This window comes from Williamwhitmania sp., from assembly GCA_035529935.1.
In the GTDB taxonomy this organism is placed as follows: Bacteria; Bacteroidota; Bacteroidia; order Bacteroidales; family Williamwhitmaniaceae; genus Williamwhitmania.
This window is the reverse complement of record DATKVT010000102.1, coordinates 22,229-40,879: the sequence shown is the minus strand read 5'-3', so window position 1 is coordinate 40,879 and position 18,651 is coordinate 22,229. Positions and strand designations below refer to the sequence as shown.

Genomic DNA, 18,651 nt, shown 5'->3' with positions numbered 1-18,651 from the left:
TATATTCGGGAATTCCTTACGATGTGCATTCCCTAATTACTGATTTTTTTAACTACAAAACCATGCAAGAATTATACCCACTTAAATTTCAGCCAATTTACAAAGAGAAAATCTGGGGAGGGAACAAAATCGCAAAAATATTTGCCCGAAAAAACCTTCCTGCAGGTAAAATTGGTGAAAGTTGGGAGCTATCTGCCGTTGAAGGGGATGAATCGATCGTCAAAAATGGTTATCTGGAAGGCAATAGCCTGAACGAGTTGGTAGAAATTTACATGGGCGACATGGTGGGTGAAAAAGTTTATGAAAAATTTGGTTCTGAATTCCCTTTGCTCATCAAGTTCATAGAGGCCAACGATAAGCTCTCTCTTCAAGTACATCCCAATGATGAGGTCGCCATGGAGCGCCATCACTCCTATGGCAAAACAGAAATGTGGTACGTTCTCGATAGCGAACCCGACGCTGAACTTGTGTACGGCTTCAACAGGCCAACCAGCAAGAAGGAGTTCAAAGAAGCATTAGAAAGCAGCAACTTCGATCAGCTGCTAAACTTTGAAAAAACTAAAACAGGAGATGTATTTTACATTCCTGCCGGCAAACTCCACGCATTGGGAAGTGGGTTAATGGTGGTTGAAATTCAGCAAACATCGGACATCACTTACCGGGTCAGCGACTGGGGACGAAAAGATGAAGCGGGAATGGAGAGAGAGCTGCATGTTGATCTCGCAATTGACGTAATTGACTATGCTGGTGAAAAATCAGGTAAGGTTACCTACTCTAAAACAAAAAACCACCCTAGCCTGCTGGTTGAGTCTGCCTACTTCAAGACCAACTTGCTTGAATTCGACCAAGAACTTGCAGTGGATTACAACCTTATCGACTCCTTTGTTGTTTACATTTGCATTAAAGGAACGGCATTCATCATCCAGAGTTCTGGCAAATCGACCAAGATACAGGCAGGCGAAACCATTCTAATTCCTGCTGACTTGCGAAATTTCCGTTTGGTGCCAGAAAAGCCCTGTTCGTTGATTGAAACATACCTTCCGTAAACGATTACACATCTATAATCACATTTTACTAACCTGCACGATCCAACCAAAATATTTTTTCTAACTTCATGCTGATTAAAAACCGCATGGATAACGTTATATATTTCATAAAGTCAATACTGACTAACGAGCTCGCTTCCAGTGGGTTTCCCCTTATTTACAAGGGCGAAATGAACCATAGTATAATGAGGTCATTTGCTTTAATGGCCAACCGAAAGATTCAGGAAAAGCAACTTCCGACATCGATTAGAAAGAGAGTTTTTCACATAATCATTGAGTGCCTTCAGAACGTAACAAAACATTCCGACGATTTTGATGAAAAGGAGAAGCAGATTGGGAATGGAATGTTTGTAGTGGGCGAAACGATGGAAGGATTTTACGTTATTACGGGCAACCTCGTAATGAACGATAAAATTAAGATGTTACGGGAACGGATTGACACCTTAAATGGAGCTTCACCCGAAGAACTTCGAGGCTTGTTCATCAAACAGATGATGGAGGGAGAAATTGATACAAAAGGGGGAGCAGGTCTCGGGTTGATAGATATTGCAAGAAAATCGGGAAGAAAGCTCTATTATCACTTTGTTCCTTTTAATGAACGTGCACATTACTTCATTTTAGTTGTTACAATACCATCAAGCCACAATGTAGTTTAAATCGTTTTATAGCGGAATTAAACGACAAACGCACAATACAGAATGTGGGAACAAATTGCTAACTTTAGGCCCAAACTCATTAAGGAAAAATGAAAAAATTTCTGGTTTTTGTTGCATTATTCTCCTTAGCAACCACTTGCTATGGCCAAACAATTAACGAGCAACGGGAAAGAGAACGCATCGCTGAAAACAAAATTAAGGAGATTACCGTTTGGAACCACAAGTATGCCAACGGTATACCTTCGCCCAAGGGATATAAAAGTTCAGAAACCACCTATGATCTGCAAGGACTCCCAATTTCTGTTATAAACTACAAGTCGACAGGTGCCATTTCATCAAAGCAATCATACGCCTACGACAACCACGGGAATAAGACACAATACGTTAACATTAACGGAATAGATGGTAAAATTACCTACCAACAAACCATTGTTTACGACAACAACAATAACAAGTTGTTGGAAAATGGTTTTGATGGAAGTGAACCATATCGGATTGTTTATAAGTATAACAGCCAAGGGAAACAGTCCGAAATTATCCGCTATAAGGCAAATAATAGCATTGATGAGAAATGGGTTTACAGCTACCAGGGGAACAAAGCAACCATTACTGTATACAAACCTGAAAACGTTGTTTCCTATACCATGGAAAAGGTGAGCGACGCAAACGGCAATATTATTGAAGACATTCGCAAAGAAACCTCAGGTGCCATTTCAAAACGCTATTCAATGAAGTTCAACGATAAAAATCAGGAAATTCAGCGCGATGTTTATCTTGGGGGAAAGTTCGTATACAAACAATTTTTCACCTACGACAATTTCGCCAATCTGATGCAAATTGACCAAACCAACGCCAATGGAGAGAAATTTGTATACAGCAAATATAAGTACGACACTAAGGGAAATATTTTGGAGGAACAGTGGAACGAGGGTGATACGGATGAATTCTCAAAAAAAGAGTCTAAATATAACCCAAAGGGTGTGCTCGTAGAGGTGGATACCTTCTACGCACCTTATAACTACAAAGTGCTCTACAAATACACCTACGAATTTTATAAGTAAACTACGGCTTACTGTTTAACAACTATATACTACAAAACAGGCCGAGTCTCTCGGCCTATTTACATTATTGGAATCAGACACCACAAAATTAATTGTCATGCAAAACTTCAAGCAGGCGGACATCTACGCATTAAAGGAGAATCCCTTTAAGATTCTTGACAAGGACTGGATGCTTATAACCGCAAAGAAAGGTGACGCAGTGAACACCATGACAGCCAGCTGGGGCGGTTTTGGCATTTTATGGAATAAACCCGTTGCCTTCGTTGTTATTCGCCCACAGCGCTACACTTTTGAATTTGTTGAGTCTGCAGAACACTTTAGCTTAAGTTTTTTCCCAGAGCAGTTTCGTGATGCGCTAAAGCTATGTGGGAGTAAATCCGGTCGTGAGATAAATAAGATCAAGTTGGCAAACCTGCATCAGCTTGATCTTCCATCGGGTGTACCAGCATTTAGTGAAGCGAGGCTTATTATGGACTGCAGAAAGCTCTATTTCAACGATCTTGTTTCTTCAAATTTCATTGAACAAAGCATTCCTAAATCAGTTTATCAGAAAAATGATTTTCACAGACTTTATATCGCCGAAATAGAAACTTGCTGGGTTAAATAGCCTATGATTATAAAAGCCAGAGAAAACAGTCTCACGACTAAAAAACAGCTGATAATATTTTTCGACTCCAGCTGTATGCTTTGTAGCAGACTGGCGCACTGGATATTGAAATTTCAAAAAGCACAAGAATTACAGTGCTTATCGCTCGAAAGCGAAGACTCGAGAACGCTCCTACAAGCAAACAATATTCCATTCGACATTAACTCCATAATCGTAGTTGATAGCAATACGGTTTACACAAAAACCGATGCGATAGACAAGATTATGAGCCGGCTGGTTTGGATATTTTGTCCCCTTAGAGTTGCATTGTGGCTAACCCCAAAATTAATTTCCAACTGGGTTTATGATATAATTGCAAAAAACCGAAAGCATCTTTGGCCCAAAGAAAGTAGCTGTATCTTACATAGTAAAAACATAAATTTGTAGATCAATGCACTACCTAAAAATTTCTAAAACAACGGCAACTTTACTCCTTGTTTTCTTCGCATTCACGAGGATTGTAAATGCACAAGATAAAGTGCAAAAAGGAGACACACTAACAAAATCCGACACCACTAAAGCACCAATAATAAAACCATGGAAAATCAAGAATGAAGTGAGCCTAACCTTTTCTCAGGTTTCGCTAACCAACTGGGTCGCCGGTGGAGAAAATACCATCTCTGGTAATGGTCACTATGGATTTGCGTCAAGCTATAGTGAAGGAGATAATTCCTGGGACAATACTTTCGACGCTGGCTATGGACAAACACGGCAGGGCACTAGCAAAAACATCAAGAACGACGACAGAATTGAGGTCTCCTCAAAGTTTGGTAGAAAAGCCTCAGCGAAATGGTTTTATAGCGTGCTTGCAACATTCAAAACACAAATGTTCCCGGGTTACAACTACCCCAACGATAGCACAGTTGTGTCAGACTGGCTTGCGCCTGGATACCTAGGCTTATCTTTCGGTATGGACTACAAACCGTCAGACAGATTGAGCATATTTCTTTCCCCCGTATCGGGAAGATTAACGGTTGTCCAGCGCCAAGATTTGGCTAATGAGGGTAGTTACGGGGTTAAGGCTGCCGTGTATGATCAGAGTGGCAATCTAATAAAGAAAGGGGAACATTACCTATACGAAGCCGGGGCTCTAGTGAGAATACAGCTAATCCAACCCATTTTTAAGAAGAAATTGCTGTGGACTTCGAAGCTGGATCTTTTTTCAAACTTTATTAAGGATCCTCAAAACGTGTATGTAAACTGGGAAAACACGCTAGAGGCAAAACTAAACAGCTGGTTGACAGCTCGATTATTTATGCTGGCTATTTATGACGACAATGCTCGGATAGCGAAGGACACCAATGGTGATGGCATAAATGACAGGTTTACGCCAAAAATTCAGATGAAGGAGATTTTCGGGATAGGAATTGGCATAAAGTGGAAGAATTAATTACGGAAGGGCTATCCAGGTAGTTCCTTTTGACCCGCTTCAATCTGGTGGTAATATTTCGACAGCAGGGCGAGCAAGTTGGTTATATCTTCAACTGCTTGCCTTGTTTCGGTTGAAACAGGAGCATTTTTAAGACCCAAAAGCCAAACTCCATATATTGCAGTAAGAAAAAGGGAAACCATATTCTCCTCAGAGTTTCCTTTCTGGCGAAGTTCTTCACCAAATATCTCCACCTTTATATAGAGTTCATGGTATTCTTCCTCATTAGGTGCATTAACTAACCGCAAATGGAGTTGAAAGAGATCGTTTGTGAGGTTTACCACATGCTGCAAGTGATATTTTTGTTCAATTTTTTCCTCCTGCATCATTTCAGACATAGCCAAAAACCAAGCTATCCCTTCATCCCTATCGCCAAGTTCGCTTCCAAATCGTTGCTCGGCAACTTTAGTAATTATCGACTTGTCAAAATTACAAGCTCGAATAATGTCTTCAACCTGATACATTAGGAGCAAATACTCAAAGAGTGAGGTTTGCTTTAGCTTTCGTGCAAGTTCCATGTGCTAATCTTCAGGGTCTTGAATGAGTTTGTCGATATCACGACGTTCCTTTTTTGTTGGCCTTCCAGTTCCACGATCGCGCTGAAGTGTTATAATTATGCTATTCAGCGTAAGCTTATCCAGTTCCTCCTGAGGGGTCATATTCTCAGCATAGTTTTCGACCAGCTTTGCTGGTTGGCGGTTACCAATAAGGCCTAAAACACGAAAAGAGTATACCACCGGGCTTTTTCTTACAGACACAACATCGTTGAGTTTTAGGTCCCGCGATGGTTTTACCACCAACCCGTTTACCTTTACCCATCCCTTTCTACAGGCGTCGGCAGCTTCTGTTCTGGTTTTGAATACCCTAACAGCCCAGAGCCACTTATCTATTCTGGTATTACTTTCTTGGGCCACCTTTTTATTTTGTGTTGAAGAGATTCATCGTACGGCCTAGGCCAATAGTTCCAAAGTTCAGAACGGCATTGGAAGCCTTTTCAATAAATATTGACAGCTGCTCTGCTTCGGAAGCAGACCATTCGCTAAGCACATAATCCACCTGCTGACCACGCTCAAATTCGTTTCCAACACCCATACGAATACGGGCATAATCCTCACTACCTAAAACCCGTGCAACATCTTTTAATCCATTATGGCCACCATCGCTTCCCTTACCCCGCATCCTAAGCATTCCGAATGGCAACGCAATATCGTCAACCACCACTAGCAAATTCTCGATGGGAACTTTTTCTGTTTGCATCCAATATCGAACGGCCTTTCCGCTAAGGTTCATGTAGGTATTGGGTTTAATCAAAATAAAGGTACGGCCCTTATGCCTTAGCTCTGCGACGGAGGCATAACGACCATCTTTAAAAAAAATATTGGACGCTTTTGCAAGGGCGTCCAACACTTTAAAACCTATATTGTGGCGGGTATTAGCATATTCAGCGCCAATGTTCCCGAGCCCGGCTATCAGATACTTCAATGTTACCTATTCTATTTACTTTCAGCAGGATTTTCAGCTGTAGCTGCAGCGGCACCACGTGCAGCCCTAGTCAACTTAACAGTTGCAATTATTGAATTCTTAGGAGTTATAATCTCAAAATTATCAGCCACTATTTCTCCAACAATCTTTGAGCTGCCCATTTCCATACCAGTAATGTCAATGGTTACGGCATCAGGAAGTTGGGCTGGTAAAGCCGAAACACGAATTTTACGATAAAGAAGTTGTAGCTTGCCGCCTTGCCTTACGCCTTCGGAGGTTCCAACAACAAGAACCGGTACGTCTACGGCAACCTTTTTATCTTCAAAAACACGAACAAAGTCAACATGAAGGGTTTTATCGGACACTGGGTGAAACTGGCAATCCTGCATAACTGCAGAGTATTGCTTTTTGCCAATCTTCAGGTTAACTAAATGGGCGTTAGGGGTAAAGATGAGGGTATTAACCAACTTCTCCTCAACACTAAAGTGAACATTTTCGCCACCTCCATAAAGAACACATGGAACCAAATTGGCATTTCTCAATGCCTTAGTTTCCTTTTTACCAACATTAGTGCGCAATGCACCAACGATTTCTAAAGTTTTCATTTTCTTCTTGTAATTAAGAATTAGTAATTAGTGCTACTCAGAGCATTTGCTCCCCATTACACCATTTGCTAAAATTAGAGGTGCAAATATAGCATTAAATTATAAACTTGGAACTAATTGACTGATAGTTGTAAACTTTATCGATGACATCAGCAAATAGATCGGCCACGCTTAAAACGTGGATTTTTGAGATATCCTCTCCCGGCTTTAGTGGAATGGTGTCCGTAACAACAACCTCTTCCAAAACGCTATTGGCAATTCTATCGTAGGCTGGGCCAGAAAACACTGGATGAGTTGCAATAGCTCTAATGCTCTTTGCCCCTTTATCCATCATCATCTCCGCGGCCTTAGTCATTGTTCCAGCCGTATCGATCATATCGTCAAGAATTATCACATTCTTATCCTTCACGTCACCAATAGCATTTATTTCAGCAATAACATTTGCCTTTTCGCGCGACTTGTGGCATATTATCATGGAGGCATCCATAAACCGGCTGTAAGCATTTGCCCGCTTTGCACCACCCATGTCGGGAGCTGCAATGGCAATGTTATCTAGGTTATGGTTTTTGATGTAGGGGACAAAGATGGAACTTGCGTAAAGGTGATCGACTGGTACATCGAAGAATCCCTGTATCTGGTCTGCGTGCAAGTCCATGGTCATAACCCGATCAACTTTTGCTGCGCTAAGGAGATTTGCCACAAGCTTAGCTCCTATGGAAACACGAGGTTTATCTTTTCGGTCCTGGCGGGCCCATCCAAAATAGGGAATTACGGCAACCACCTTATAGGCTGAAGCACGATGAGCTGCATCAATCATCAGAAGCAACTCAAAAAGATTGTCTGTTGGCGGAAACGTTGATTGGATAATAAATACAGTAGAGCCACGAACAGACTCTTCAAAGCAAGGTTGAAACTCACCGTCGCTAAAATCTAGCACCGACGATTTCCCCAGCTCTGTTCCAAAACTTTTTGCAATTTTCTCCGCGAGGTAATGAGAATTTCTTCCGGAAAAAAACTTAATAGGACTCTTGTGGGACATTGGAGGCAAATATTTAGGATTCTAACTCGCATTCCTGAATGACGGGACAAATTTAATCATAAAAACTGGCCATTGATCCTTTTTCATAAACTGTTTAACCCGTTTGCCATTTTTTATCCTTGGATCCTTGGATCTTCACATCATACTTCATCGGATGCCCCAGCTTTAACATCAACATTCAATGCAGTGATGTAGCTAATAATTTCTTCACGCCCGAGCCTTGTTTCAGCCGAGGTAACAATCATTTTAGGTAGCTCTTCCCAGTCCTCAAGCATGCTACGCTTATAGCTTTCCAGCCTATTGTGAAGTGCATTGGTCCCAAGTTTGTCTGCCTTTGTAAATACAACCGCAAAAGGTATTTGGTTACGCCCAAGCCAACCAACAAACTCCATATCGTTTTTCTGTGGCTCATGCCGAACATCCACGAGTACAAAAACACAAACCAGATTGGTTCGTTGAAGAAGGTAGCCCGAGATCATCTCCCCAAAAGTTGCCCGCATTGTTTTGGATGCCTTGGCATACCCATAACCAGGAAGATCGACCAAATACCAGCTCTCATCAACAACAAAATGGTTAATATGCTGCGTTTTCCCAGGTGTCTGAGAAACCTTGGCCAACCCCTTCTTATCGGTTAGCATATTGATGAGTGATGATTTTCCCACATTGCTTCGGCCAATAAATGCGTACTCAGGCATGGTCTCTGCCGGACATTCGCTTAGCTTCGTGCTTGACTTAATAAATCTTGCCTGTTTTATCAAACTCCCCATTTTACGTGATTTTGCAAAGGTAAACAATCGTTGATCTAGAACCTTCCAACAATAGAAGTATCCGCTTTGAACTCAATCGAAAAAAAACAGCCCGAAGATATCGGGCTGAATCATAATTGTTGCCAACACCTATTGCTTTCCGGTTGTAATAGACACGGTTATCACAACTTGGTCGTCGATGAATTTATTTTTAAGGTTACCAAAAATAGATTTCGAACCGTAGTTTACACCCCAGTCGGTTCTATTAATGCCCAAAGGTCCTGTGGTGGCTTTTATTTCACCATTTAACATTTCAACTAAGGCCTTAAACTGTATGTTTTTGGTAATGCGCTTTAACGTCAAATTTCCCTCAATTCGATATTCAGAATGAGAAGCGTCAACTTTTTCCCGAACGATGGCTTTGGTAATAACAAACTCCGCAAACGGAAAAGTATCAACGTTGAAAAAATCGGCCGACTTAAGATGCATCTCCAATTTTTCACGTGAGGCTTGATCGGAAAGGTCCTTATCATGAAGTTTATTCATATTAATGGTAAATCGGCCACCTACCAACAGCTGATTGGCAACTTCAAAATAGCCATTTGCTAGCATAAATATACCATTATGCTGACCACCGGGCTTACTACCCACCCATGTAATCACCGATTTTGTAGTATCTATTTGGTATACCGTGGTAGTTTGTGAGGAAGATTCCACCTTTTGAGAATCCATCGCTTTTAATACGGAAACACCGCTAGAATCATTGCTACCACAAGAGGTGACCAGCAACAAGCCAGCAGTAATACTTGCAATTAGCACTCCAACTTTTTTCATAGAGGTGGTATTTTAATTCACAACCAAATAACAAAAAAATGCCGAACATGGCAAAATTCAATCACGGTTTCGACCTATTCCTCCTCTTCAAAGGTATAGTCGGAAACGTTAAACCGCTCCAGAATTGTCTTGTCGTTTATTTCCTTGGAAAGGGAGGTTATGGTTTCTATTGGAACCTGAAAGATGTCGAGAATTAGCAGTCCATCGAGGCAGTTGTTGAACAGCGGGTCAACATTGAATCCAATAATTTTCCCATTAAGCTTAATATACTTCTTCAGCAATACGGGCATCCTATAATCCTCCTCCTCAATATCGGCAATGAACTTATCGAGCCTATTGAGATCGTTGGAATGCTGAAGAAGAATGTCAGCATCTATTTTTCCAAACTTCACCTTAAACTTCTTTCTAGGCGAGATATACTTTGAAAACTCAGGGTCATAGTGATTTTCACGCATGAACTTTATGATAATACCTTTGGAAAAGGTAGAAAGCCTATCGCTGATAGAAACAGGTCCTATGAGGAACCGGTACTCAGGATTTTTCAACAAAAAGTATAGTATTCCTTTCCAGAGCAGAAACAGTGGCAAAGGCTTTTTTTGATAGTCCTTAACAATAAAAGATCGTCCCAATTCGATGCTCTGTCCAAGAATTGGAATAAAGGTGTCACTTATCTTAAAGAGAGTTTGTATGTAAAAACCGCCAACTCCATATCTGTCAAGAATTTCTTGGCCCTTGCCCGCACGGTATGCGCCAACAATTTTTTTCTCATCCTCGTCCCAGATAAACAGCTGGTGGTAGTATAGGTCGAATTCGTCGATGTCGATTTTACGATTCGTTCCCTCACCCACTTCACGAAAGGTCACCTCACGTATGCGTCCTATCTCCGTCATCAAGTTCGGCATCTCAATGGATGGCGCGCATATCACAGAATAGTTCTTGCTCTGAAAAAGGAGATAATCCTTCTTTAGCATTTCCACCTCTTCTTGAACAATCGCTGGATTGACAGGATCAATAATATTCTCAACGGCAATGGGTTCTTTTATAACCCTAGGTGAAAAAAAACGCTTCACCTCCAGTGATGTTCCAAGTGCATACGTTTTTGCCCGAAGAAACCGGCCATACTGGCTCAAGTCGGTAAACTCATTCTGCTCTTCGGTGCAAATTGGATTGCCAATCCTTATCCTAATTACCTTATTTCTCTTGTTCAGCAACTCCGATGGCAACTTAATGGTTCGGAGCATAGGATGAAGAAGTCCAAGAAGGTGAAATAACCTGCTGTTGGTTCCAACAAAATAGATTGGCACTATGGGCACACCGGCATTCTTCATGAGTTTCAGAGAGGAAGGTTGCCATTTTCGATCGGCAATCCCCATGAGCCCAGCCTGATACGATGACACCTCCCCTGCTGGGAAAAGGCCCATACAATGCCCTTCTTTTAAGTGACCTAGTGCAAGTTTGAGCCCTGTTAAGCTCGACTTGTCAGCCTTTTTTGATTCGAAGGGATTAACGGGAAAAAAGAAGTCCTCAATGGGCTTTATTTTGCTTAAAAGAAAGTTTGAAAGCATCTTGTAGTCTGGCCGTATTTCAGCAATCGTTCGGATGAGCAAAAGTCCATCCACACCGCCAAACGGATGGTTGGACACGGTAATAAACGGCCCACTTTTGGGAATGCGCTTTAAATCTTCTGGGCTAACTTCAAACTTAAGTTCCAACTCCTCAATAACCTTATCAATAAACTCAAGCCCATTCCTATCGGATATTTTAGAGTAAATTTTATTAATAGTGTTAAACCTTAAAATATACATCAGCAATTTAGACAAGCTATCTCCACCAACAGTGTTCAAGTTGGCTGCCTTTTTAAAATCTTCCGAATCAACCAGGTTCATAGTTTATCTTTTCTTTTTAACAAGGCTGCAAGATAAGAAATATCGGATAATTCCGACTACCATGCAATACGATGTTGATCACATTTAAAGTCGGTATTGTAATTTTTGTAATTTTGAACCATCAAGAAAGTTCATGAAAAAAATTGTCAATATTTTACTAATTTGCCTCTTAGCCTGCCAGACCTTTGCACAAGCTGACAGCGTTAGGATGGTGAAATATACACCTGATCTTAAGTTTAAGGAAGGCCTATACCTTTCCTTTGCCCAGCTTAAGAGCAATAATCCTATTCCAAAATCAAGAGTAATTATTTCAGAAAACATCAACAGTCCATCGTTCTTCGATAAGGTTCTCAGCGGCAAAAAGGTATTTTACTTCGACAGCGAAGGAATTCGGCAGGAAATTCTCACGGAAAAGATTTGGGGCTTCTCCAGCAATGGCTCTATCTACATCAACGTTGGAGGTAACTTTAACCGTATTTCAATCATTGGCAGCATTTGCCATTTTATTGCCACCGTTACTGTGGCAAACCAGCAATACTACGACCCGTTTTACTATGGATACAACGGTTATTACAACTATGGCCCATCGACCTACGCCACTCAGGAAACAAGACAATTCTTGCTAAACTTTAAGACGGGTGAAGTGTTTGACTATGACTACAAACATGTAGCAGTACTCATAGCCTCCGATGAAGAACTCTCCAACGAATATGAACAGCTGAGCCGTAGAAAAAAGAATGACTTGAAATTCTTCTTTATCAGACGGTTCAACCAACGAAATCCGTTGATGATTCCACAACTAAATAAGCAATAATCACTTAAAAACCATAAATGCCATGAAAAGACTTCTCCTTTTAGCAGCCATGATGACCGCCATGGTAAAATTTGCTGCTGCCGAGCGTTACGTACCCACGCAGGCAGACGTTGAACGGTTCTATAAAACCACAACCTACGTAGTGCTGCAGAATAATCCCATGAGCGAGTTTAACATGAGGATTAAGGATGCGGTTGAGAAATCGTGGACCATAACTCCTTTTAAATTTATTACCGCTACCCAGTTTGAGGATATGCGGAAGGATCCTGAAAAATCTTTTATTGTGCTCATTCAGGTAAAATTCCCTGGCGACAAAATTGAAGCGTCATACAATTTTCTAAGCGTTCTTCTCGGATCCGCCGTAAAGAAAATTACCGACATGCCGGAAATATGCGGTATTCCTATTAGCTACGCTAGCGTAGACGAATACAGCTGGGCATACAAAACCAAGGCCATGGTGCTCTTCCTTCAAAATCATATTAAGCTAATGAAGGCAAAGCCCGAAATTATCTCCTCCAACATGTTTGAATATTACAACAAGAACCGCGGAGATATTCACACAAAAGAACTGTGGGTGGTTGAAAAGGACCTAGCCAAAGAAACTCGAAGCCTTGCAACCTTGAGGAAATACTACACATACCCAATTAGGGTAGTTAAACCCGAGGACATTCAAGAGGCAATTGAAAAGAATGATACCAACGTGGTTTTCCTTCACAAGGTTGGCCCAGAGGGAACTCGTCTCCAAGCTCGCTGCTATGTTATGATTATGGGTATTGGTGAGAACAAACTCTACTACTGGAGCTACCACATGATTAAGGACAAGGACGACGATGGTTTGCTGATCAAGGACTTGAAAAAATTAGAGCGGTAGTTCACCACTGCTTAGCTGCAAATGTGACTTCTAATCTGCACAACGATGTAGAAGAGTCCATAGTAACCTTAAACCTTGGAAGAAGATTAAAAAATGCACTTTTGAGGGGCATAATTCATCTTGTTTTTCAATATCTTTGCCCCGCCACACAGCGGGGCAATTCATTAATAGTCAACAAATACCAAAACATGGCTGACGATAAGAAGATTATTTTTTCAATGGTTGGGGTGAGCAAGTTGTTTCCACCTCAAAAAAAGGTGCTCAACAATATTTACCTCTCCTTTTTCTATGGTGCAAAAATTGGCATCATTGGTTTAAATGGATCAGGAAAATCAACATTGCTCAAAATAATTGCAGGTGTTGAGAAATCGTTCGACGGTGAAGTTGTTTTCTCTCCCGGGTACTCCGTTGGATATCTGGAGCAAGAGCCTAAACTCGACGACGCCAAAACCGTGAAGGAGATTGTTCAGGAAGGCGTTCAGGAGGTGATGGACCTACTGAAGGAGTATGAGGAGATTAACAACAAGTTTGCCGAGCCAATGAGCGATGACCAGATGAACCAGCTCATTGAGAGACAGGGCATACTCACAGAAAAGATTGACGCGGTGGAGGGTTGGGAAATTGATAGCAAGCTAGAGCGCGCTATGGATGCATTGCGTTGTCCCGATAGCGATATGCCGGTAAAGAATCTTTCCGGTGGCGAGAGAAGAAGAATAGCACTGTGCCGATTGCTGCTCCGTGAGCCCGATGTTCTTCTGCTTGATGAGCCCACGAACCACCTTGACGCCGAAAGCGTAGAGTGGCTTGAACTACACCTGCAGCAATACAAAGGAACCGTTATTGCCGTAACCCACGACCGCTACTTCCTCGACAATGTGGCCGGATGGATTCTTGAGCTCGACCGTGGAGAAGGAATTCCATGGAAAGGTAACTACACCTCGTGGTTAGAGCAAAAATCGAACAGGTTGATGCAGGAGGAAAAGCAGGAGAGCAAACGCCGAAAAACGCTAGAACGTGAGCTAGAGTGGGTTCGTATGGCTCCAAAAGCGAGACACGCCAAAAGCAAAGCTAGGCTTGCGGCTTACGATAAGATGCTCAACGAGGACTCCAAGCAAAAGGAGGAGAAGTTGGAAATATACATACCCAACGGTCCTCGACTTGGCAATAAGGTTATTGAGGTACAGAACGTATCGAAAGCCTATGGTGAAAAGTTGCTATTCGAAAACCTATCATTCTCGCTACCACCTGCTGGAATTGTTGGTGTGATTGGTCCAAATGGAGCTGGTAAAACAACGTTGTTCCGGCTCATCATGGGGCTAGATAATCCAGACCAAGGATCCTTCGAAGTTGGTGAAACGGTTAAGCTCGCATACGTGGACCAGCAGCACAAGGCCATTGATCCCGAGAAAAGTGTTTTCGAGGTGATTTCTGGAGGCACCGACACCATCATGATTGGCGGACGTCAGCAAAATGCAAGAGCTTATGTTGCCCGCTTTAACTTCTCAGGCGGCGACCAGGAAAAGAAGTGCGGAATGCTTTCAGGTGGAGAGCGCAATAGGCTTCACCTTGCAATCGCACTAAAAGAAGAAGGAAACGTTATTCTGCTTGACGAGCCTACCAACGATATCGACATTAACACCCTTCGTGCCATGGAGGAAGGGTTGGATAACTTTGCAGGCTGCGCAGTGGTTATCTCCCACGACCGCTGGTTTCTAGACCGAATTGCCACGCACATTCTTGCCTTTGAAGGGAACTCACAAGTTTACTTCTTTGAGGGAAGTTACTCCGAATACGAAGCCAACAAAAAGGAGCGTTTAGGTGATGAGGGACCAAAGCGCATCAGATACAAAAAGTTGAAGGCCGACTAACTAGCCGGTCAACAAACGATCACGAGGGTGCTTCACTAAAATGTTGCACCCTCGTTTCATTCAAATCCAGTAAAGATTATTTCGTCGCACCGGGCATAACAGCAATATCCCTAAGAAGGAATAGCGTTGACCTCAGGGCAAATGGTTAATGCTAAATAACATGAAGGGGTAAGAATTTGGTTGTTTTTCTATCTTTGTGCAAACTTTTAACTATGGCTGTTCAAAAACCAAGCATACCGAAAGGCACAAGAGATTTTTCTCCGGAGGAATCGGCTAAGCGGGGATACATCTTCGATAGCATCAAGCAGGAATTTCAGCGATTTGGCTACCAGCCACTGGAAACCCCTGCAATGGAAAACCTCTCCACCCTGCTCGGAAAGTATGGTGACGAAGGCGATAAGTTGCTTTTCAAAATCCTCAACTCCGGCGAATACCTCTCTAAAGTTACTGCCAGTGATCTCACATCGGCAAATAGCAATGCGTTGTCTGTTCAAATTTGTGAGAAGGGGCTTCGCTACGACCTTACTGTTCCTTTTGCAAGGTATGTGGTCATGCACCAAAACGAGCTATCTTTTCCTTTTAAGCGATACCAAATTCAGCCAGTTTGGCGCGCCGATCGGCCTCAGAAAGGACGCTACCGTGAGTTTTATCAATGCGACGTGGACGTTATTGGTAGCACCTCTCTCCTCAACGAGGTGGAGCTCATTCAAATTACAGACAGCGTTTTTCAGAAACTTGGTATAAGCGTTACGGTTAAGTTGAATAACCGAAAGATTCTATCTGGCATTGCTGAATACCTCCACGAATCAGAAAGGCTTACAGATATAACTGTTGCCATAGATAAGATTGACAAAATTGGCCTTGAGGCCGTTAAGGCAGAGTTGGCAGAGCGTGGAGTTGCACAAGAAGCCATTACCAAGTTGGAACCCATTCTGTTGCTCGAAGGCGACAATAGAACAAAACTCGCTAAGTTAAAATCCATTCTTAGTACTTCAGAAATTGGGCTAAACGGCATTGCGGAGTTGGAAACAGTGCTTGGATTTATTGAACCTCTATCAATAACCACAATGGTGGAAATCGACCTGTCGCTAGCAAGAGGTTTGAACTACTATACCGGGGCAATTATTGAGGTAAAAGCAAACGATGTGGCGATAGGAAGCATTTGCGGTGGTGGCCGCTACGACGACCTTACCGGAATCTTTGGATTGAAAGACATGTCGGGTGTTGGCATCTCATTTGGCGCCGACCGCATCTACGACGTTATGGCCCAGCTAAACCTATTCCCTGTTGAATCGGCTGCCTCATCGAAGCTGCTTTTTGTAAATTTCGGAGACAAAGAGGCGATGGAGTGCTTAAAGCTTCTGGCACAAACTAGAGCTCTCGGAATTGCATCGGAACTTTATCCCGACTCCACCAAAATGAAAAAACAGCTGGACTACGCCAACAAAAAGAACATACCATTTGTAGCCCTCATTGGCGCGAACGAGATTGAGCAAAAGATAGCCAACGTTAAGATTATGGCCACTGGTGAGCAGCACCAAATACCATTTCATCATCTAGCCGAATTTATCTCTAACCAATAAAAACTATGTAAAAGCCCGTCCTTCTGTCGGGCTTTTACATTCCCATAAACTTCAATAAACCAATGAAAACAATTCATCAAATTTCACCTGCACCCCTCACCTTCCAACTTTTGGAAAACTTTCTTGAAGGAGATGTTGAAATTAAACTCTCGAACGAATCGAGAGTGCTAATCCAGAAATGCCGGACCTACCTCGACAACAAAGTAAAAAACCAAAAGGAACCAATCTATGGCATTACCACCGGTTTTGGTTCGCTTTGCAAGGAAACCATCTCCCCTGACCAGCTGGCCCAGCTGCAAAAAAACCTAGTAATGTCGCACGCCTGCTCCACTGGTACCGAAGTGAGTGCAGAAATTGTGAGGCTAATGCTTTTCCTTAAAGCGCACGCCCTATCCATGGGCAATTCCGGTGTTCAGGTAGTTACAGTGGAGCGAATATTGTACATGCTCAACCACAACGTGCTACCCATAGTTTACGACCGTGGTTCGTTAGGAGCATCCGGTGACTTAGCACCTCTATCCAACCTCTTTCTTCCGTTGCTTGGACTTGGTGAGGTAAGATACAATGGTGTAAAACGCAACGCCGAAGATGTCCTTCTGGAACTCGGCTGGCAGCCCATCGAGCTGCAGAGCAAAGAGGGGCTAGCGCTTCTGAATGGCACGCAGTTTATGAGTTCCCATGCTGTATTTGCTCTACTGAAAGCATTTAAGTTAACCAAACTCACCGATATTATTGGCGCTATTTCACTGGAAGCGTTCGATGGACGCATTGAACCATTCCACGCCAACCTTCAAATGGTAAGGCCACATCAGGGACAGATTGAGACAGCCAAAAATTTTAGAAAAATTCTCGAAGGTAGCGAGCTCATTACGCGACCAAAGAAGCATGTTCAAGACCCATACTCCTTCCGCTGCATGCCTCAGGTGCATGGGGCTTCTAAGGACGCCATTAACTACGTGGCATCGGTAGTGCTTACCGAAATAAACTCGGTTACCGATAATCCTACAATTTGGCCCGACGAAGATTTAATTATCTCTGGAGGAAATTTTCATGGACAGCCACTGGCATTGTCGCTCGATTTTCTAGCCCTATCGCTGGCCGAACTAGGAAATATTTCTGAGAGAAGAACTGCACAGCTGATCTTAGGTCTTAGAGGACTTCCTGAGTTTTTAGTTGCCAATCCGGGCTTAAACTCCGGCTACATGATTCCACAGTACGCGGCAGCCTCCATGGTAAGCCAGAACAAGATGTATTGCTTTCCTGCCTCGAGCGACTCCATTGTTTCGAGCAACGGTCAAGAGGACCATGTATCCATGGGTGCCAACTCCGCAACAAAGGTGCTCAAGGTGGTCGACAATCTGGAGCGCATTATGGCCATTGAACTGATGAATGCCGCACAAGCACTCGACTTCCGTCGCCCAGCCAAAACCTCCCCTTACTTAGAGGAGTTTGTGGGTGAATTCCGGAAAGTTGTTGGATTTATAAGCGAGGACAAGATTATGTACCACGAGATAGACAAAGCGGTAGAATTTATCAGGTCAGGAAAATTCGACAGCTTCGAGTAGACCAAATAAAAAAGGGCGGTTCCTCAGGAATCGCCCTCTTCAATAGAAATATCTTCTACTTAATTATCTTTCCCGCCTTCTTTAATCTGCTGCAGCAGCCAATTCTTAAAGTCGTTATCGGCCTGATATAGCTTCATCACCTTTTCCACGGGAAGCACCTTTTGAAACTTCAGGTTAAACTCCAGTAGTAAATCAGCCTCCTTCTTCTGAAAACCCACATACTTATCGGCGTAGGCTTTAATCTCCTTAGAGGACATACGACTCAAATTCTTCTGACAGTAAGCCATGGTCTCCCTTCGGTCGGCAATAATAATATTCTTTCGGCTCCAATACTCATTGTAAACAGGCCAAAAACGCTGTGCCTCGTCGGGAGTAAGGTTAAGCTTTTGAGTAAAGAACGCGATTTTTTGAGCCTTCACCAGCTCAGCCTTATTCTGATTATCCTGCGCCACTATTTTTGTGGAGTTCCCAGCAAAAATGATGGTTGCAATTAGGAATATGCGCATTAATGTTTTCATCG

19 protein-coding genes are annotated in these 18,651 nt (G+C 42.6%); 10 read left to right on the top strand and 9 right to left on the bottom strand.

Annotation, left to right across the window (positions count from 1 at the left end; genetic code table 11):
- The first annotated feature begins 62 nt into the window (after positions 1–62).
- The 5 genes from VMW01_08060 (at position 63) to VMW01_08040 (ending at position 4,799) form a co-directional block, all read left to right on the top strand.
- Positions 63–1,046 (top strand): type I phosphomannose isomerase catalytic subunit, encoded by a 984-nt coding sequence (locus tag VMW01_08060; protein HUW06202.1) that lies wholly within the window; start codon positions 63–65, stop codon positions 1,044–1,046.
- An 86-nt stretch (positions 1,047–1,132) separates the two neighbouring features.
- Complete coding sequence (locus VMW01_08055) at positions 1,133–1,702, top strand: SiaB family protein kinase (GenBank protein HUW06201.1); 570 nt, start codon at positions 1,133–1,135, stop codon at positions 1,700–1,702.
- 89 nt (positions 1,703–1,791) lie between these two features.
- Positions 1,792–2,763, top strand: coding sequence for a hypothetical protein (locus VMW01_08050; protein ID HUW06200.1), 972 nt, complete (start codon positions 1,792–1,794; stop codon positions 2,761–2,763).
- Positions 2,764–2,860: 97 nt separating this feature from the next.
- Complete coding sequence (locus VMW01_08045) at positions 2,861–3,370, top strand: flavin reductase family protein (GenBank protein HUW06199.1); 510 nt, start codon at positions 2,861–2,863, stop codon at positions 3,368–3,370.
- A gap of 430 nt (positions 3,371–3,800) precedes the next feature.
- On the top strand, positions 3,801–4,799 hold the full coding sequence (locus VMW01_08040) for a DUF3078 domain-containing protein (GenBank protein ID HUW06198.1): 999 nt from the start codon (positions 3,801–3,803) through the stop codon (positions 4,797–4,799).
- Positions 4,800–4,810: 11 nt separating this feature from the next.
- On the opposite strand, the gene VMW01_08035 is transcribed toward VMW01_08040, so the two are convergent.
- The 8 genes from VMW01_08035 to VMW01_08000 form a co-directional block, all read right to left on the bottom strand.
- Positions 4,811–5,356: a DUF4924 family protein gene (locus tag VMW01_08035; GenBank protein HUW06197.1), complete on the bottom strand. Its 546-nt coding sequence runs from the start codon at positions 5,354–5,356 to the stop codon at positions 4,811–4,813.
- Between the two features lie 3 nt (positions 5,357–5,359).
- Positions 5,360–5,752, bottom strand: coding sequence for an RNA-binding S4 domain-containing protein (locus tag VMW01_08030; GenBank protein HUW06196.1), 393 nt, complete (start codon positions 5,750–5,752; stop codon positions 5,360–5,362).
- Between the two features lie 4 nt (positions 5,753–5,756).
- Positions 5,757–6,320: an aminoacyl-tRNA hydrolase gene (pth, locus tag VMW01_08025; protein ID HUW06195.1), complete on the bottom strand. Its 564-nt coding sequence runs from the start codon at positions 6,318–6,320 to the stop codon at positions 5,757–5,759.
- 11 nt (positions 6,321–6,331) lie between these two features.
- The gene (locus tag VMW01_08020) at positions 6,332–6,925 is read right to left on the bottom strand and encodes a 50S ribosomal protein L25/general stress protein Ctc (GenBank protein HUW06194.1); all 594 of its coding nucleotides are present in this window, start codon (positions 6,923–6,925) and stop codon (positions 6,332–6,334) included.
- A gap of 94 nt (positions 6,926–7,019) precedes the next feature.
- On the bottom strand, positions 7,020–7,964 hold the full coding sequence (locus tag VMW01_08015) for a ribose-phosphate pyrophosphokinase (GenBank protein ID HUW06193.1): 945 nt from the start codon (positions 7,962–7,964) through the stop codon (positions 7,020–7,022).
- A gap of 140 nt (positions 7,965–8,104) precedes the next feature.
- Positions 8,105–8,731 (bottom strand): ribosome biogenesis GTP-binding protein YihA/YsxC, encoded by a 627-nt coding sequence (yihA, locus tag VMW01_08010; GenBank protein ID HUW06192.1) that lies wholly within the window; start codon positions 8,729–8,731, stop codon positions 8,105–8,107.
- Between the two features lie 129 nt (positions 8,732–8,860).
- On the bottom strand, positions 8,861–9,544 hold the full coding sequence (locus tag VMW01_08005) for a YceI family protein (GenBank protein ID HUW06191.1): 684 nt from the start codon (positions 9,542–9,544) through the stop codon (positions 8,861–8,863).
- Positions 9,545–9,618: 74 nt separating this feature from the next.
- A complete protein-coding gene (locus VMW01_08000) occupies positions 9,619–11,430 on the bottom strand; it encodes a GNAT family N-acyltransferase (GenBank protein HUW06190.1) in 1,812 nt (603 codons plus the stop codon).
- 133 nt (positions 11,431–11,563) lie between these two features.
- On the opposite strand from VMW01_08000, the gene VMW01_07995 reads away from it, so the two are divergent.
- The 5 genes from VMW01_07995 (at position 11,564) to hutH (ending at position 18,131) form a co-directional block, all read left to right on the top strand.
- A complete protein-coding gene (locus VMW01_07995; GenBank protein HUW06189.1) occupies positions 11,564–12,244 on the top strand; it encodes a hypothetical protein in 681 nt (226 codons plus the stop codon).
- Between the two features lie 22 nt (positions 12,245–12,266).
- On the top strand, positions 12,267–13,115 hold the full coding sequence (locus VMW01_07990) for a hypothetical protein (protein HUW06188.1): 849 nt from the start codon (positions 12,267–12,269) through the stop codon (positions 13,113–13,115).
- Positions 13,116–13,303: 188 nt separating this feature from the next.
- Positions 13,304–14,983 (top strand): energy-dependent translational throttle protein EttA, encoded by a 1,680-nt coding sequence (gene ettA / locus VMW01_07985; GenBank protein ID HUW06187.1) that lies wholly within the window; start codon positions 13,304–13,306, stop codon positions 14,981–14,983.
- 212 nt (positions 14,984–15,195) lie between these two features.
- Complete coding sequence (hisS, locus tag VMW01_07980; GenBank protein ID HUW06186.1) at positions 15,196–16,566, top strand: histidine--tRNA ligase; 1,371 nt, start codon at positions 15,196–15,198, stop codon at positions 16,564–16,566.
- 62 nt (positions 16,567–16,628) lie between these two features.
- The gene (gene hutH, locus VMW01_07975; GenBank protein ID HUW06185.1) at positions 16,629–18,131 is read left to right on the top strand and encodes a histidine ammonia-lyase; all 1,503 of its coding nucleotides are present in this window, start codon (positions 16,629–16,631) and stop codon (positions 18,129–18,131) included.
- A 59-nt stretch (positions 18,132–18,190) separates the two neighbouring features.
- Here hutH and VMW01_07970 read toward each other — a convergent pair whose 3' ends face one another.
- A complete protein-coding gene (locus VMW01_07970) occupies positions 18,191–18,649 on the bottom strand; it encodes a hypothetical protein (GenBank protein ID HUW06184.1) in 459 nt (152 codons plus the stop codon).
- Positions 18,650–18,651 lie beyond the last annotated feature (2 nt).